The 14,534-nt window shown below is 59.2% G+C and carries 16 protein-coding genes; 2 read left to right on the top strand and 14 right to left on the bottom strand.

What is annotated here, in order from left to right; all coding sequences use genetic code 11:
- Positions 1–360: 360 nt before the first annotated feature.
- The 6 genes from DK366_RS15675 to DK366_RS15700 all read right to left on the bottom strand — a co-directional run bounded on the left by DK366_RS15675 (position 361) and on the right by DK366_RS15700 (position 5,273).
- Positions 361–762: a VOC family protein gene (locus tag DK366_RS15675; protein WP_109126521.1), complete on the bottom strand. Its 402-nt coding sequence runs from the start codon at positions 760–762 to the stop codon at positions 361–363.
- Between the two features lie 51 nt (positions 763–813).
- On the bottom strand, positions 814–1,044 hold the full coding sequence (locus tag DK366_RS15680) for a hypothetical protein (RefSeq protein ID WP_109126495.1): 231 nt from the start codon (positions 1,042–1,044) through the stop codon (positions 814–816).
- 67 nt (positions 1,045–1,111) lie between these two features.
- Positions 1,112–1,402 (bottom strand): hypothetical protein, encoded by a 291-nt coding sequence (locus DK366_RS15685; protein WP_109126496.1) that lies wholly within the window; start codon positions 1,400–1,402, stop codon positions 1,112–1,114.
- Between the two features lie 63 nt (positions 1,403–1,465).
- Complete coding sequence (locus tag DK366_RS15690; protein ID WP_157956579.1) at positions 1,466–2,545, bottom strand: GGDEF domain-containing protein; 1,080 nt, start codon at positions 2,543–2,545, stop codon at positions 1,466–1,468.
- Between the two features lie 221 nt (positions 2,546–2,766).
- Entirely contained in the window at positions 2,767–3,684 is a 918-nt protein-coding gene (locus tag DK366_RS15695; RefSeq protein WP_109126498.1) for a DUF5996 family protein, read from the bottom strand.
- Between the two features lie 104 nt (positions 3,685–3,788).
- A complete protein-coding gene (locus tag DK366_RS15700; RefSeq protein WP_109126499.1) occupies positions 3,789–5,273 on the bottom strand; it encodes a hypothetical protein in 1,485 nt (494 codons plus the stop codon).
- A 150-nt stretch (positions 5,274–5,423) separates the two neighbouring features.
- On the opposite strand from DK366_RS15700, the gene DK366_RS15705 reads away from it, so the two are divergent.
- Positions 5,424–5,954 carry a dihydrofolate reductase family protein gene (locus DK366_RS15705; protein ID WP_109126500.1) on the top strand — a complete coding sequence of 177 codons (531 nt, stop codon included), beginning with the start codon at positions 5,424–5,426 and terminating at the stop codon, positions 5,952–5,954.
- Between the two features lie 40 nt (positions 5,955–5,994).
- Here the strand turns inward: DK366_RS15705 and DK366_RS15710 are convergent, their stop codons facing one another.
- The 7 genes from DK366_RS15710 to DK366_RS15745 all read right to left on the bottom strand — a co-directional run bounded on the left by DK366_RS15710 (position 5,995) and on the right by DK366_RS15745 (position 11,808).
- The gene (locus tag DK366_RS15710; RefSeq protein ID WP_157956580.1) at positions 5,995–6,471 is read right to left on the bottom strand and encodes a GFA family protein; all 477 of its coding nucleotides are present in this window, start codon (positions 6,469–6,471) and stop codon (positions 5,995–5,997) included.
- Between the two features lie 293 nt (positions 6,472–6,764).
- Positions 6,765–8,165 (bottom strand): hypothetical protein, encoded by a 1,401-nt coding sequence (locus tag DK366_RS15715; protein WP_157956581.1) that lies wholly within the window; start codon positions 8,163–8,165, stop codon positions 6,765–6,767.
- 91 nt (positions 8,166–8,256) lie between these two features.
- A complete protein-coding gene (locus tag DK366_RS15720) occupies positions 8,257–8,580 on the bottom strand; it encodes a hypothetical protein (RefSeq protein ID WP_157956582.1) in 324 nt (107 codons plus the stop codon).
- A gap of 83 nt (positions 8,581–8,663) precedes the next feature.
- Positions 8,664–9,278 carry a hypothetical protein gene (locus DK366_RS15725; RefSeq protein WP_157956583.1) on the bottom strand — a complete coding sequence of 205 codons (615 nt, stop codon included), beginning with the start codon at positions 9,276–9,278 and terminating at the stop codon, positions 8,664–8,666.
- 81 nt (positions 9,279–9,359) lie between these two features.
- Positions 9,360–9,929 carry a hypothetical protein gene (locus DK366_RS15730; RefSeq protein WP_109126505.1) on the bottom strand — a complete coding sequence of 190 codons (570 nt, stop codon included), beginning with the start codon at positions 9,927–9,929 and terminating at the stop codon, positions 9,360–9,362.
- 882 nt (positions 9,930–10,811) lie between these two features.
- A complete protein-coding gene (locus DK366_RS15740) occupies positions 10,812–11,276 on the bottom strand; it encodes a GNAT family N-acetyltransferase (protein ID WP_109126507.1) in 465 nt (154 codons plus the stop codon).
- A 139-nt stretch (positions 11,277–11,415) separates the two neighbouring features.
- Positions 11,416–11,808, bottom strand: a complete 393-nt coding sequence (locus DK366_RS15745; protein WP_198651596.1) for a hypothetical protein — start codon at positions 11,806–11,808, stop codon at positions 11,416–11,418.
- Positions 11,809–12,679: 871 nt separating this feature from the next.
- Between DK366_RS15745 and DK366_RS15750 the strand changes: the two genes are divergently transcribed.
- Positions 12,680–13,234: a YaeQ family protein gene (locus DK366_RS15750; RefSeq protein ID WP_109126509.1), complete on the top strand. Its 555-nt coding sequence runs from the start codon at positions 12,680–12,682 to the stop codon at positions 13,232–13,234.
- 412 nt (positions 13,235–13,646) lie between these two features.
- Here the strand turns inward: DK366_RS15750 and DK366_RS15760 are convergent.
- A partial coding sequence (locus tag DK366_RS15760) for an IS30 family transposase (RefSeq protein ID WP_109126511.1) occupies positions 13,647–14,534 on the bottom strand: 888 nt, incomplete at its 5' end.

Below are 14,534 nucleotides of genomic sequence, written 5' to 3' on the forward strand. Positions count from 1 at the left end.
CCCTATGCGAACTGTCGGGGATGGAAGCGAGGTGGTCGTCTTGATGGGAAGACGCGCATGCGCGTGCCGTATGATCCGGCGTAGCCATGATCAACTCCTTATTAGTTGGTGATGGTCAGCGGGTCGTGTGGGTTGCGCCCCATGCGGCCCGCGCTACTCGCAGCATGGCTGCTGCGGCTGCTCGCAAACCCCGTCCGAAGACCCCGCGAGCAACACCACGACCGTAGCAAAGGACGCGCGGGTGGGATGTAGGGATATATCGCCGTGCTGCGCGATCCACTTGCGCGTTGGACGGTAGTGCAGAAGGTGTCGATCAGTGCGACACAACGAAGCATGGGATGGACCAGCCATCCATTACCGTCAGCCGTTCGCGTCCCTGCTGCCGTCTTGCATGAGCCGTGAAGGCCAACCAATACGCACAAGCAGGCCATCCGGACCGCATATCCCCACTTCGTACAAACCCCATTCGCGATGCCGAAGCACGCCACCGGGACGAATGATCAGATCGTCCACGCGCGCGGCAATGGCATCCACATCCGGCGTGCGAATAAAGACACCGAACGGGTTGTGCGCTTCCGGAACGGCCCAGGGGCCCGTCCCCGCCTGCGTCAAATGCACCTCGCAACCCCAGCCCGTCATGATGACGTAGTTGGCATCGCCGCCTGTTCGCGTGAAACCCAGACGTTCCCAGAAAGGGAGCGCTGCTTGCAGGTCGTTGCTGGGAACGATGGCGAAGGCACCGACGGTGGCGGGAATGGGCATGTGCTTGGTCCGGTTGTGGCGGTGGTCATGCTGGCTCTGGGTGCGGGGCAATTACTTCCCTGGTTCAAGAAAATCAAAAAGGGCGAGAAGCACCAACACACGGGTAAAAAGCGCCAGAAGGACGATGGCGCGGTAGAAGCCCCAGGGTTCTTGGGATCGGGAATAGCCCTGGCCACTTTCCGAACTCGTATACATGCCAATCTTTCCGGTCCGAAACGCCGTGATGATCTTGAAGACGTTGAATGCGGCAAGCCACGCAAGCAACAAAGCTCCCCACTTCATTATTCCCCCTGGCTTAAAGCTGTTGAGGTTTGGACCTGTTGCAAGGAAAACAAAATCCTGAGCAGGGTCACGGCCCCCAGTAGTCGAACTTGAAAACCGTGCCGCTCGGGATATCGAATGTCATGCCGGTTCCACATTCGATGGAGTGCTTTCCCGGCTCAATGGCAGCCGGCTCCCCTATCTTGTGGGTCCAGACCTGACCGTCAACCTTGATTGGGCCACAGGCCCCGCCGTTGTCGTCCATGATGGCCAGATAGGTTTTTCCGTCTGGCGAAGGGTCAGCGGCGCCCCGCAGGGGACGGTCCGAGCATGAAGCCAGAAGTGCCGCTGCGGCCATCAGCAAGAACACGTTGCGCATGGTCTACCTCCTTGTGACGCGTCGTTCTCTCAACACTCAATGCTTCTGGACGGCGCTGCTCTTTCACGACACCAGCGGCACGCCTTCGGCGCGATTTCTACCCGCACGCTTGGCCGCATACAACGCCGCATCCGCACGCTGAAGCACGCTGTCCACGTTGTCACCGTCCTGCGCCATCACCGTGCCGCAGCTGATGGTCATGCCGTGGCCGCCATCCATGGGTTTGGCGGCTACATGTCGGCAAAGGGCGTCTGCGATATGCAGCGCCTCGGCGAGATCGACGTTGCGCACCAGCGCGACAAACTCGTCGCCGCCCCAGCGGGCTACCGTGTCCATGCCGCGAAACACTTGTCGTGCCCGCGTGGCCAGTTCAATGAGTGCCTCGTCGCCAGCGCTGTGTCCAAACTTGTCGTTGACCTTCTTGAAGTGGTCGATGTCGAACAGCACGACGGCGAAGTGGGTTCCGCGTTCGCGACGGTGCTCCAGCTCGATATCGATCAGCGTGGCCATGCGGCGGCGGTTGCACAGTTTGGTGAGTTCGTCGGTATTGGAAAGCTCGGCAAGCTCACCCACGGTCAATTCCGCCAGATGAAGGCGGCGCTGGTAGCTTGAAAAGAAATACAGCGCGGCAACCAGCACGGCAGACACGGTATGCAGCTGCAAGGTGAAGTTGGCGTAGGGCCCATCGATGTCACGCACCAGGTAAGGCAGGCTGATGAGCGCGAACAGCGACATGACGGCCAGCGAAATACCGAGGCTGGTCTTGTGGCCCGTGAGCGTGAAGGCGAACACGTAGAGCACCGGTATCCACAGGTACAGCGGCTGCAGATCCAGCGCGGCGCCATAAACGGGAAAATACAAACGCAGCACCATGCACAGCGCGCAAACGCTGACGGCGAACAACAGGCAACCCAGGCCGATGGTGCGCGCGGGCAGCAGGCGTCGCCACGCAACCACGAACAGGCCCAGCAGAACGACGGTGCACGTGCCGAACATGCCCCGCAATACGGGGGAAAGCACGTGCCGCATGCCCATGATGGCCCAGCCGCCCAAGGTGCTCACCAGCCCCAGCACGATGATGGCCAGCAGCAGGGCACGCGTGAAGCCGTCCGCCGAGTGCGGGGTTAGGCGCTTGTGGTTCATGGATCGGTATGGCCCGGGTTGAATCGCCGCGGCTTGAGTGGCTGATGGACGGCACACGGCATGCGGCGGATTCGGTCTGTCATCGACGCCCCGGGTGGCATGGCCTGGCCACGCCCCGATGCGCCCCCTGCGGGGATGATGGGGCCTTGCCATGGCCCGGTAAAGGACGGCCCTCCTGTGCGGCCAGCTTCCGGGGGCGCGTCTGCCCGGGCGCGCTTCCGCTACGTGGGCTTTCCGCTTCCCACCAGGGCGGGGTCCCAGTGCGCGTGCGTGGCACCGGCGTCGAAGGTGGAACGGAAGAACGCTAAAAGATCCTCGTCAGGATGCTTTGATGCGCGCAGATCGTCGTAATCCAGGATGAATTCGCCCATGGTGGGGTTCCAGTGGGCGCTGGCAGGGCTGACCTTGGCGCCTTCCATACCCGTGGGCTGCGGGTAGGTAAACGAGTAGAACGCGGGCTTCGGGTACGCGGCACTGCCGGCCCACCATCCCCACTCGACCAGCTCGGCGTTCATGGCATTGCGACGGATGTAGTCTGCGTCGGGCGCAGGCGACGCGGGCTTTCCGTTGTAGAACACATCACGGATGTCCAGCGTGCCCCACATGAGGCCAATGGGCTGCATCTTCCCCTGAAAGCATCCCCTGAAATGCCGCATGACGCGCTGTGTGCTCAGCAGGATGCGCCACCAGTGGTTGGCCATGAGCGGATCGTAAGGGCGATGTTGCGTGTCCTGGTCGAATGGCGTCTGGTGATCCACTTCTTGCGGAATCACGTTGATGGAAACATCCACGCCCACGCTCTTGAGCAGGGCGAACAGACGCGCCACGCACTCTGCCACCGACATGGACGCCAGCTTGAAGGACTTTGATTCGCCCCGGCTGGTGACGCAGATCAATTCGTGACGAATCAGATCGGCGTGGACTTCATAGGCGCCGCCATCGTAGTCGATGGGCCCCGTGGTCAGCCCTGTTGCGCTTATCCACATGGGTACGCCCGACCATTGCGGCTGGAAGGGCGATGCGAGTTTCAGCTTGCCAACAGCCTGCAGGCCCATGTGGAGCAGGTACTGCGTTCCCACGAAATCCGGGTAGGAAAGCGCAGGCCACGGATCGGCATGGTGATCACTCTGTACTGGCATGGCGGCATCCTCAGCGGGAAGACAACTCCAAAGCAGACATGGGCACGTGCGTTTCGCCCTGCCCCGTCGCGCATGCCGAATCACCAGCGCGCCTTGGGCTTACGTCAGTGCGCACGCTGATCGACCTGCGCCTCGCCAAGCAGCGCACCGCGCCGGCCGGGCGCCTGGATCAGGGCGGCACGATAGGCCTCGCTCGCGTCGGCTGGATGGCCTTGCAACGCGAGCAGATCGCCCAGTTGCTCGCGCGCGGGAAGAATGGGGCCTGGCGTTACCGGTCGTTTTTCCAGGCTGTCTTCGCGGTCGGCAGCAGCCTGAAGCAGCGAGCGCGCCTGGTCGGTGTTGCCGCTGGCCTGGCTTGACCACGCGGTGACCTCATCGGCCAGTACGGCCGTCTGGACGGCCCAATAGTCATCACCGGCATCGCGCAGCTGCTTTTCCAGATGATGGAGCTTCTGGGCTTCAGCGCTGGCTTCGGCGGCGTGGCCGGTACGCGCAAGGCCCATCCCTCTGGCCCACACCGCAATGGCCTGGACCGAGGGCGGAGCGCCGGGCAAGGCCACCACCTGCGCCGCATCGTTCCATTGCCTGCGCTCCACCGCCAGGCGTATCGGCATGGCGGTGGCTGCATAAGCAATCGCAAACTCGTTCATGTCCAGCGCAGGCATGGCCTTCATCTCTTCGACCACACCCGCCGCTTGCCCGTCCTTGCCTTCCTGCAGATAGGCATAGACCAGATAGTCCATGGCGTGAAGCTCGCCCATCGCATCGCCATGCCTGTGCGCGGATTGCTTGGAGGCCAGATTGGACTGGATCGAATCGTCCCACAGCCCCAGCCGCGTGAAGATGTGCGAAGGCATATGCAGTGCGTGTGGTGCGGAAGGCGCGATCTTGGCGTACACGCGCGCAGCGGGCAGACCCTGCTGCGCCAGTTCCTGGCTGTCGCAGGCGTGGATCAGATAGTGCGCGAGCCCCGGATGATCGGGATGTGCGCGAAAAAGCGGCTGCAATATCGCGATGGCCTGCTTCTGCTTCGCGTGGGTCTTGTCGGTGGACGATACGTTGGAAAGCATGGCCAACGCATAGAACACCTGCGCTTCCGTATCCTTGGGATGGTCGCTGGCCACCTGCCCCATCGCCTGTTCGTAGGCTTCCGTGCGCTGGTTCGTCTTGACGCCTGGAGTCGCCTGGAACAGCACGCTGCCGGCGTGAATGAAGCCCTTTTCGCGATCCGACGCCGCACCCAGCCGCGACGCCTGCTGCATGTTCTTCTGTGCCTGTTCAAACGAGTCAGGCGGCAGCGATGGTGTCCACACCGGATGGAAATGCACCATCGCCAGCCCCCAATACGCCATGGCGCAGTGGGGATCTTTCACGGTGATGTCCTGGAACGCCTGCTCGGCCTCGGTATACGCAAAGGAATGCAGCAGTGCGACGGCGCGATTGAACGGCTGCTGTTGCGCCGGATCGCACGAGACCGGAAACGATACGTCGCCCAACGCTTCGGGCACACCGTGCTGGTGAACCTCGTCCGCCAGCGCAGACGAAGCGACGAAAAATAGCGCATGGCAAACTCGCGACCATCGGGACATGAGCATCTCCCTTGAGCACCCGGCTATTGTGCACCGGAAGCCGCGAGCAGGTGTTAGCGCAAGTCGCTCTGGCGAATGGCCTATGTTTGATCCTCACGCCGCGCTGCGGTGACCCGCACTAGGCTGAAACTCCCCGTATGGAGAGGTTCCATGGCAAAGCTTGTCTACGGATTGAACCAGTCCCTGGATGGCTACATTGACCACCAGGCCATGTCGCCCTCGCCGGCCCTCTTCCGTCACTTCATCGAGCAGGTGCGCGATCAGACGGGCAGCGTGTACGGCCGCCGCATGTACGAGGTGATGCGTTACTGGGACGAAGATTCTCCCGAGTGGAGCGCGGACGAACACGAGTACGCCGTCGCGTGGCGCAAACAGCCCAAGTGGGTCGTATCACGTTCGCTGACATCCGTTGGGCCGAATGCCACCCTTGTCGCCGACAACGTGGAAGCGGTGATTCGAGAGCTAAAGGCCGAGCTGAAAGGAGAGATTGAAGTTGCCGGCCCCGAGCTTGCACGCAGCCTTGGCGATCTTGGCCTGATCGACGAGTACCGCATCTACATACATCCCGTGGTGATTGGGCATGGCAAACCGTTCTTCGCCGCTGCCCGACCACCGCTGCGCCTCGTGGCAAACGAAATGATCGACGAGAACATCGTCAGGCTGACTTACGTTCCGGCGTAGTGCCCGCGCACGCCGCAACGTAGAGCACATGGTTTTCGACTCAGGACAGCTTTCTCGCTGCAAGAAGGCCCCGCACCACCAAGCTGCCGACAGCAAGCTCGCTGCGCCAATATCCATGGATCTTGGGCAGCGCGTCGTCCACGTCCGCCACCCTGCGATCGTAGAAAATGTGATGTGTCGGCGGAGGCAATTCACCGGGATTTTCAAACGTGCCCGCAGGCATAAAGCCAAGCCCCGAGGCAGACGGCCCCGGCGTAAGGGCAACCACCGGCGACCCGCAGGCCGAGCACACCCCGCGATTCAGCGCGGGCAGCGAGCGATAGCGACGGAACGCCAGCCTGTTCGGGTCAGAGACGGTGATGGCGCCTGGACGGAAGACCATTACGTCTGCCCAGGGCCGCTTGTACAGCGACTGACAGATCGTGCAGTGACAAAAGAAACGGGCCAGCAACACACCATGGACATGCGTCCCCGATGCCCCGCAAGCACACACGCTTCGTTGATTCACAATGGTCATGATTGCCCGGCCTCCAACCCAACGTTCGTCCGTTCTGGATAGAAGTGGTGAACAGTCCAACGAAGAACGCGTAAACCGGTGCCAGCAGGCATAAAAACGTTCGCATCGCTTTCCCTGCCATATCCACCTGGTGGCGAATGTCCGCCATGGGTCGGAAGCGGACATTGGGGTCATATGCATCCACTTTCAGATCGTTCGACCCGTAGCAGACATGTAGACGGGCAGAAAGCAGACGCGGGCTGTCCCTGAAGGACAGCGCCACCGCCAAGCAGTTCGGAGACTGCCTTGAGATTTCAAAAATTCTCTTGCGTGCGATGAAACGTACACTCTGTCACGACTGACTGACCTCTCAAGGCGATCACCGTTGGGTCTTCCAGGTGGTTCACGGGATTGAGCAACATGTGCGTTTTGCCAAGCGCGAAGAAGACGCTTGCGTGTGCAAACTGGAACACATAAATGCCTTCTGCAACAGCGTCATCCCAATTTTCGGGATTAAACGGCTTGGCAAGAACATCGTTTCCACCGGTACCTAAAGCCGTCCCATCGAAGAACGGCTTATTCTCGTCCATTGAATAGACCCTGCTCGTACGGCCCGTATTGGTTAGGTCGAACGTGGCCACTCTAACTGACCCATCGTCCGACAACGTATCAGGTTGTGATGCATGCACATCTTGCGTCACCCATGCTGGCGTTGGCAGACCATCGGGAACAAAAGGTTCGCCATTGGAATCAAGAACGAGCATTCCCGCACACACTGTGCTCATTGGCCCGCTCGCCTCCAGCGTCAAGCTCCCGACTTCCGCGGGCTTCTTGCCCTTGGGTGGAAATTCAACAACATCAAGCGGACTGGCCTGATCAAACGCCCAGCCGCCACACAATTCATTCGTTGCCTTGAAGCGCTCTGGCAGATCGGCATCGCCATTCGGTCTCGTCTTCAGGCAGTAGCTTGCGCCCTTTTCGTTGAATGACAAAGATTCCGCGAAAGGTTCTTCACACTGGCCAGTAAACACCATCTCCGAAACAACCTTTCTATGGTTCAGCCACACACTGAGCTTCAAGGGTGGAGACAATCCGCAGTACCCATATGGCATGGGAGGAAATGCGTATCCAGACTTCACTCGAATGGTTGCACCATCGGAGAAGCGACAATCCACGTAGGTCGCATTTAGTACGCCCCTGCCAGCCTGATTCAACGACGGATCATCATCAGGGAAGGTCAGGGTCACCTGGTCCTTTTTGCAGCCGAATTCAGCACCTCCAATGGCAGTCGATTCGCCATCGCCGAGCGATTCATCACCGCCATCCTCGCCAAGACTGTTGCGCTTCGTAGTCAAAGCGGTAATTCGCAAACTGTAGTTGTTGACCATACAGGGCGCGAGCCCCGAATCAGTGCAGCCTTTGACGCGGCCAACCGCCAACCACTCGCGCTGTTCCGAAATTAGCCTCTTGCGCTCATCCGGGGTCACATGAGCGACCAAGTACGAATAAAGTGGCGTGAGTTCTGAATCGAGTTGCGCCAACACCGTATTGGAGCAGATAGTCCTTTCCACGGCACTGTTGGCTGGTCCGCAACGAAAACTGGGCTGAATCGCTTGGGCCTGAAGATGCTGGCCCGTCAAAGCCAGCACAAGCACGAGAAGGAGTAACGAAATACAGAACCGCTTCCGCATGAAAACGCTGCGGGCGTCGGACAAGTGCATCTTTCATCCTTGTAAAAGAGGAAATCGATTACACGATAGATAGGGGCGTCATGAATGTCCGCTACGGGTCGGAAGCGGACGCGCCCTAGCCGATCATGGCCTCATGCAAGAAGGTTGCAGGCACGTAAATAAGCGCCGCCAAGCCGAGCAGGCCGGTGGTCAGAACTACGCGCCGCAAGCGCCTTATTGTTGACTCAATATCGTGTGGCACGGGGTGCCGAAATAGCGGCTTCCAGTTAAGGGGACCAATGCCATAGAAAGCCATGTCCAAACCGGATGCGTAAAGCTCTGCTGCGAACTCAGGATGAGATTTGGAAATACCCTTCCAGGCCCTCCCGGCCACCAGCATCAAGTACCAGCGGCCGAAAATCGCGACAAAAGCCAGCGTCATTGCAGCAGTCAAATTCATCGTCGCTCCACTGTCTCCTGACCCGCCCATCCTCATTCGCCTTGACGTCCGCTATGGGTCGAAAGCGGACCTTTGATCTTCAACTATCCCGGCACGTCCAGGTGCCAAACAATCTCGTTTGCCCGCTGTTCGTATGAGTCAAACCAAGAGGCGGCGCTTTCAAGCTGGGCCACGATCCGCTCAACGATGTCTACGACTACCACGCCGTTTTTGGCGCTGGAATCAAAGCTCAGGAATCGATCGCCCACTTTCGCGAACGGCACATATAACGGATTGACGTCCCTCACGTGCCTGAGCAGTGATCTTGCGTGGCTTGACGCGGCATCAATGAACCACACGGACGGGTCGTAAGGAAAATGCCCCGTCCGCGCGTACTGGACAAGCCTTAGAGGGGAGACGAACGATGGCGGCAACAGTTCGGGTGCAAACAGCTCAAAAGGCTTGTTCTTCCTCGTAAGCAGATTGTTCACACCCGCATTCACGTCAGCCGGGTTAGACGCGCCAGGAACTGTATGGAGGGTGGCGATTAGTTCCTTAGGGCTTCGCTCCTCGCCTGTGCACAACTCGATGATCCAGCTCTCGGGTGCCGGAGTCGCTGATAGCAAACCCTCTGCCCATCGACCCACCTCGTCAGGTGTAACGAGCCCGTGAACTAGGCCGTACACAAAGACCTCAGCTTGGCTCTTTTGGTCGGACATGATTCCGTTCACCGATTGAAGGGGTAAGATTCTGGACATTCCCGAATGTCCGGTTCGGGTCGAAAGCGGACCTATGCTCTGTCAGCCACCGCCCATCGTTGACTGGGTGTCTCCCTTCACCCCGAGCGTCCGTACGTCGACTTGTTTCTGATCCGGCGTGGCGGACATCACCTGCAACGTTCCGCCGGCATCGGCAGACTTCATCATCACAACAGGGACGCCTTGGTTGTCTGCTACGGCAAACATCACGTGGCCCTTTGCGTCCACCATCATGCCAACACGGTCGGACTCCTTGCCGTCAGGCACATTGGGCGCATCCAGACCAAAAGCCACACGACCGTTGTCCATAGTCGCCATGCCGCCACGTTCGTGCCCCGCCTTATCGTAAAGAACGATGCCCGCGGCGCGACTGGCTCGCTTAGTATCCTGCTTGTCCTGCCCAAGCCTCACACGCACGGCACCCGAGTCATCGACCACCACCACGCGATTAGTCGTGACTTGACGCTGCGTTATGCCGCCAACCCCGTACCAAGCGAGGCCGAGGAATATCACTGCGATCAACAGGACGGCCATCGTCCATTGCGTACAGCGCAGTGAACGTTCCAAGCTCTTGATACGATTTTCATAAACTGCCTGGCTCGTCGAATCCATCGAAACTCCTTAACAGTTTGGGGAGATCGCAACGTATCAAGGACGCCCAAATCCGGGCAATGCTTGCCAGCTCAAATACCACTGGCCACGGGCCATGATTTCTTGCGATGAACTGATTTTTTGGGGGTCCGCTTTGGGTCGGAAGCGGACATCTGACACCGTTAAAGATCGGCCAGAATTTACGTTTCCTAGCGTCTTGAAAGCATGACAGCTATGACTATCAGAAGAAGGGCAAAGACGGTCGCGATCATCATGCGGCGCCCGCTTTTCCTTGCGAAACGCGGTGCTTCATAAGGCACCCAATGTGAGTCGCCGGCAACTTGCATTTGCCACGGCCCGAAGTTTTCCCGCCGATAGAAAAGCACCTGATAAGGGCGCAACGCTTGCCCCAACTCGACAAGAAGGACCTCGAACCCAACCAGACTTCCGGCGAGCTTTGCAAGGCATGTGTCGTCCTTATCTAGTAGCCACGAGTCCGTGCCACTTCTAGGAGCACTCGCAGTGATGACCTGTGCGATGGAGTCCAAAGGAATAGTGCGGATTCGGAACGCCCCAGTGATTAAGACACCCTCTGGGCGCACCTGCACGCTGTAACGAATGGCATACAGGAAGCTCCACGCTAGCGCGCAGACAGCGGCTGCCAACAAACCAAGTGTTACATAGGCGCCTACGCCATAAATTGCCTCTGATCCAAGTATCGCAACAGTGCAGGCCCCAGTTATTCCGCCCAAGACGCCCAATAGCAGATAAGGAAACCACCCAGGAAACCGGTGCTTCATAGATACCTATTCTCCCCCAAAAAAGCCGATCCTCCGCAACGACTGCGAAGGGCGCCAGTCCGGCAATCTCTTGCTCAATGTCCGCTTCCGGTCGAAAGCGGACCTACCCGAGGGCCTTTGCCATGATGGACGTTGGCTCGCCCCGAAAGTCCTGGGTGGCTAAGGTCCTATAACCAAGGCCGGCATAGTAGACCTCGTGATCATGGGTGCAGAGATTCAAGGTTGAAAAGCCCTTCGCAAACGCCAGCGTCTCGATCTCACGAATCAGCCTTGCGGCAATTCCCCGCGACCGATGCGCGGTTTTGACGTAGACACCGGCCAGCCAAGGCGTCAGCTCAATGTCCGGCAGCAAACCGTCACTGGCTTGAAGCGTAGCGGAACCGAGCAACTGGCCGAACTCGACTGCGATAAGAACCGTAGGCATATCCAGCGCGCGGGACGTCTCATCCAGGCGAGCCGTTCGCTCGCTCAACGTCTCATGCGGCCGCAGATACCCCCATGCGTCAAAATGCAGCTTCGCCAACTCAGACACGTATCCAGCGCGCTCCCTCAACTTGACGATCTCCATGTCGGCAACCTCTGATTGGCTGATTTGAAAAGGGGATAGAGCGCGCGCTCAAGGCCTTAGTGAAAACCTGAAAAGGCGCTATGCCACCTACTTTCTTGAGTGTCCGCTTCGGGTCGGGAGCGGACCTTACCGAGCATTTCTAGCGGACCCGATCGATTCCTTCCAGCGTGATATACCGATCCACGCCCCTTCCAGTGATAACAAGCGCGAGAAGCACTGCCGAGCCGTCGGCGACATGGGTGATGCATTCAACGGCCGCTACCAATCCGGTGCTTTCTGTCGCATCGGCCTCGAAGTACTTGATCACCACCGATGCGGCGATGTCGCCAGGGAACTCCCCGTCCTCGGATAAACTGGCGATGAGATCTGCCTCAATCGCGTTTGCCGGCTCTCTCCCATAGGCAAGGGCGTAGCCGAAGCGCTCTGCCATTGCCCGAAAATTGCCGTCATGCAGCAAAGTGACAGCTTCTTGGCCAAACCGTTCTAGTGATTGCCGATCCGTTTGCGACTCGAATATCTGCATGTTGTCCACACTCTCATTTCGATGTCCGCTCTGGGTCGGAAGCGGACCTTTTCTATGGCCCCGAATTTAGACAAGGCGCGTAAGTGGGCTGAACTCCGATTCGCACCAACGCCAACCGAATGGCCCCTGCGGAAGTTGCTGGTCGAAAATCGCACGGCCGATCCCTTAGATCCTCCTGAAGGATAGGGACAGCACTTCCAGCTCGCGCACCGAGGGACCCCAGCGCTCCGGCAGTCCATAGTCGCACTCCATCGTCGGCATCACCCATCTGAAATGCCAACGCGTCAATGTCTGCCCGAGACACTTGCTCAGAATGCTTGCGCACCCACTGGGCCAGCTCCACGACAAGTCTATTGCGCGTCCGGCGGCTGTCTTCCACATAGATCGTACGGACTGCGATCTGCACGTAGGAATCACCTTCAGCTATTCCGCTTGGACCGCCCCATGAACTAACGCCGGAATTCGTGGGGGCGTCGACAGCAGACGACAATGACGGCGACGCGAAACCAGCAAGAAGCAAGAGCGAAAGCATCCATCGACTGAACGAAAAAAGATGACCTCCTTCATCATTCATACGCATGGAATACCCCCCTGATCATTGGTATCAAACGGAACCCACCCGCTATGCTAAAACGTCCGCTATGGGTCGAAAGCGGACCAATGCTAGCTCGTTATCCCACGCCGACGGATTGATCGGAACAGCGGGCAGATTTGGCGACACAGACAACGGCGTGAGCCCGACTCTGCATTTGATGGACGACTACGGCCAACCTCCTGGCATGGCCGCAACACGGGCGGCTCTAGCATGGCCCCGGGTGTCTTTCCGCTCCCGGGGCAAAGCCGCGTAAAATGGTGGCTTTACGCCCACTCAAGTGCCCCCATGGCCCTCACCGCCACCATCCACAAGGCCGAACTGTCGATCAGCGACATGGATCGACACTACTACGCCACCCACGCATTGACCCTCGCCCGGCATCCGTCGGAAACCGAGGAGCGATTGATGGCGCGCCTGCTCGCGTTTGCGCTTTATGCTGACGAACGGCTGGAGTTCGGCAAGGGGCTCAGCGACACCGACGAACCGGCCCTGTGGCGCAAGGCCTATACCGACGAGATCGAGCTGTGGATCGACGTCGGCCTGCCTGATGAAACACGCTTGCGCAAAGCCTGCAACCAGTCGCGGCACGTCGTGGTGCTGGCCTATGGCGGCCATGCCGTCGACGTCTGGTGGAGCAAGATCGCCAGCACACTCACCCGCCACGACAACCTCAGCGTGCTCGCCATCGACCACGCCGACATAAAGCAACTGGCTGCCCTGTGCGAGCGGAGCATGCGCCTGCAATGCCTGATCCAGGACGGCGAACTGCAGCTCATCGCCGGCGACCTCACGCTGCCGATCCGTCCGGCTATCCGCATGGGTGAGTACGCTGTCGCTTGAGGAGTGCCCCTGCCCCGTTTTGAAACGTCCGCCGTGGGTCGGAAGCGGACAGATCAAAGCCTACTAGTACAGGCTTACAAAAGCGGCGACGACAGGAGCGACTGCCAAGACCGCAGCCATGAGGGAGCGCTTCATTGCCTCCACATACGAGCGTCCCGACAACCACAGGGAACTGACCAGGCACAGGACACCCACGAGCAAAATGGCGATGGATGTGTGCCTGTGTGCCTCGATGACTGACGAAGGCGTTGTCGGCGATGGGTCACCCAGTTGAGACATCACGCCGTAGAAGCAGAGAAGCCAGCCTGCTGCCACCAACACTAAGGCCAAATCGGCGAATCGACTCGATGTCATTTTTCTCCGTCTCCAGCGTTGATTGTCAGGCTGAAACTGTCCGCTTTGGGTTGCGACTTCAGCCGGTCAACGCAACACATTGCTGGAATCGTTCGGCCGGCGTATCGAAGTCCAACGTTTGGCGCAGCCGCTCATTGAGCTGTCGTGCAACAGCATCAAGCTTAGCTTGCGAGATGCCTGACAGGTCAGTGCCTTTAGGAAAATATTGGCGGAGCAACCCGTTGGTATTTTCGTTCGAGCCGCGCTGCCACGGGTGTTGTGGATCGCAGAAGTAGACCTGGATATCCGTCGCCAGTGTGAAGCGACGATGCTCGCCCATCTCCTTGCCGCGATCCCAGGTCAACGACCGATACAGTTCGCGTGGAAGCTTGTGCGCATGCTTGATGAGTGCATCGATCACGGTCTTGGTGTCTTTACTGGGTACCTTGACCAACATGACGTAGCGCGTACGACGCTCCACCAGCGTGGCGATTTGGCTGTGGTGACTGCCCATCAACAGGTCACCTTCCCAGTGACCTGGTATGGCGCGATCTTCGACTTCTGCCGGACGCTCCCGGATCGACACCATGTCGGTGAGCTGACCGTGATGGGCCGTCTTCTGCGTGTGGTGGCGTGATCGACGCATCGTTCGCGGACGCCTGAGATGCGCCAGGAGGTCCTTTTTCAAGGCGCCACGGGCTTGAATGAAGAGACTGCGATAGATGGTCTCGTGCGACACCCGACGCTCCTCATGGCCCTTGGATCGCTTCTTTAGCCAACCGGCAATTTGCACCGGCGACCATCGTTGCTGCAACTTGCTGGCGACACGTTTGGCCAACAGGGGGTGCATGCACAGCTTGCAGACCTTGGGCCGACAGGCGCAATGCCATGCGCGCACATCGGCGCCGTTGGCTCGGTACCGCTCGCGACCGCCGTTACGCTGAATCTCGCGGCTGATCGTGGAGGG

The organism is Dyella sp. C11 (assembly GCF_003121485.1).
Classification (GTDB): domain Bacteria; phylum Pseudomonadota; class Gammaproteobacteria; order Xanthomonadales; family Rhodanobacteraceae; genus Dyella.

Coding starts and splice junctions, on each gene's coding strand:
- DK366_RS15700 (WP_109126499.1), bottom strand. CDS start 5,273: ATGTCCCGATGGTCGCGAGTTTGCCATGCGCTATTTTTCGTCGCTTCG.
- DK366_RS15685 (WP_109126496.1), bottom strand. CDS start 1,402: ATGCGCAACGTGTTCTTGCTGATGGCCGCAGCGGCACTTCTGGCTTCA.
- DK366_RS15740 (WP_109126507.1), bottom strand. CDS start 11,276: ATGGAGATCGTCAAGTTGAGGGAGCGCGCTGGATACGTGTCTGAGTTG.
- DK366_RS15725 (WP_157956583.1), bottom strand. CDS start 9,278: ATGTCCGACCAAAAGAGCCAAGCTGAGGTCTTTGTGTACGGCCTAGTT.
- DK366_RS15750 (WP_109126509.1), top strand. CDS start 12,680: ATGGCCCTCACCGCCACCATCCACAAGGCCGAACTGTCGATCAGCGAC.
- DK366_RS15690 (WP_157956579.1), bottom strand. CDS start 2,545: ATGAACCACAAGCGCCTAACCCCGCACTCGGCGGACGGCTTCACGCGT.
- DK366_RS15710 (WP_157956580.1), bottom strand. CDS start 6,471: ATGACCATTGTGAATCAACGAAGCGTGTGTGCTTGCGGGGCATCGGGG.
- DK366_RS15730 (WP_109126505.1), bottom strand. CDS start 9,929: ATGGATTCGACGAGCCAGGCAGTTTATGAAAATCGTATCAAGAGCTTG.
- DK366_RS15695 (WP_109126498.1), bottom strand. CDS start 3,684: ATGCCAGTACAGAGTGATCACCATGCCGATCCGTGGCCTGCGCTTTCC.
- DK366_RS15680 (WP_109126495.1), bottom strand. CDS start 1,044: ATGAAGTGGGGAGCTTTGTTGCTTGCGTGGCTTGCCGCATTCAACGTC.
- DK366_RS15720 (WP_157956582.1), bottom strand. CDS start 8,580: ATGAATTTGACTGCTGCAATGACGCTGGCTTTTGTCGCGATTTTCGGC.
- DK366_RS15675 (WP_109126521.1), bottom strand. CDS start 762: ATGCCCATTCCCGCCACCGTCGGTGCCTTCGCCATCGTTCCCAGCAAC.
- DK366_RS15705 (WP_109126500.1), top strand. CDS start 5,424: ATGGCAAAGCTTGTCTACGGATTGAACCAGTCCCTGGATGGCTACATT.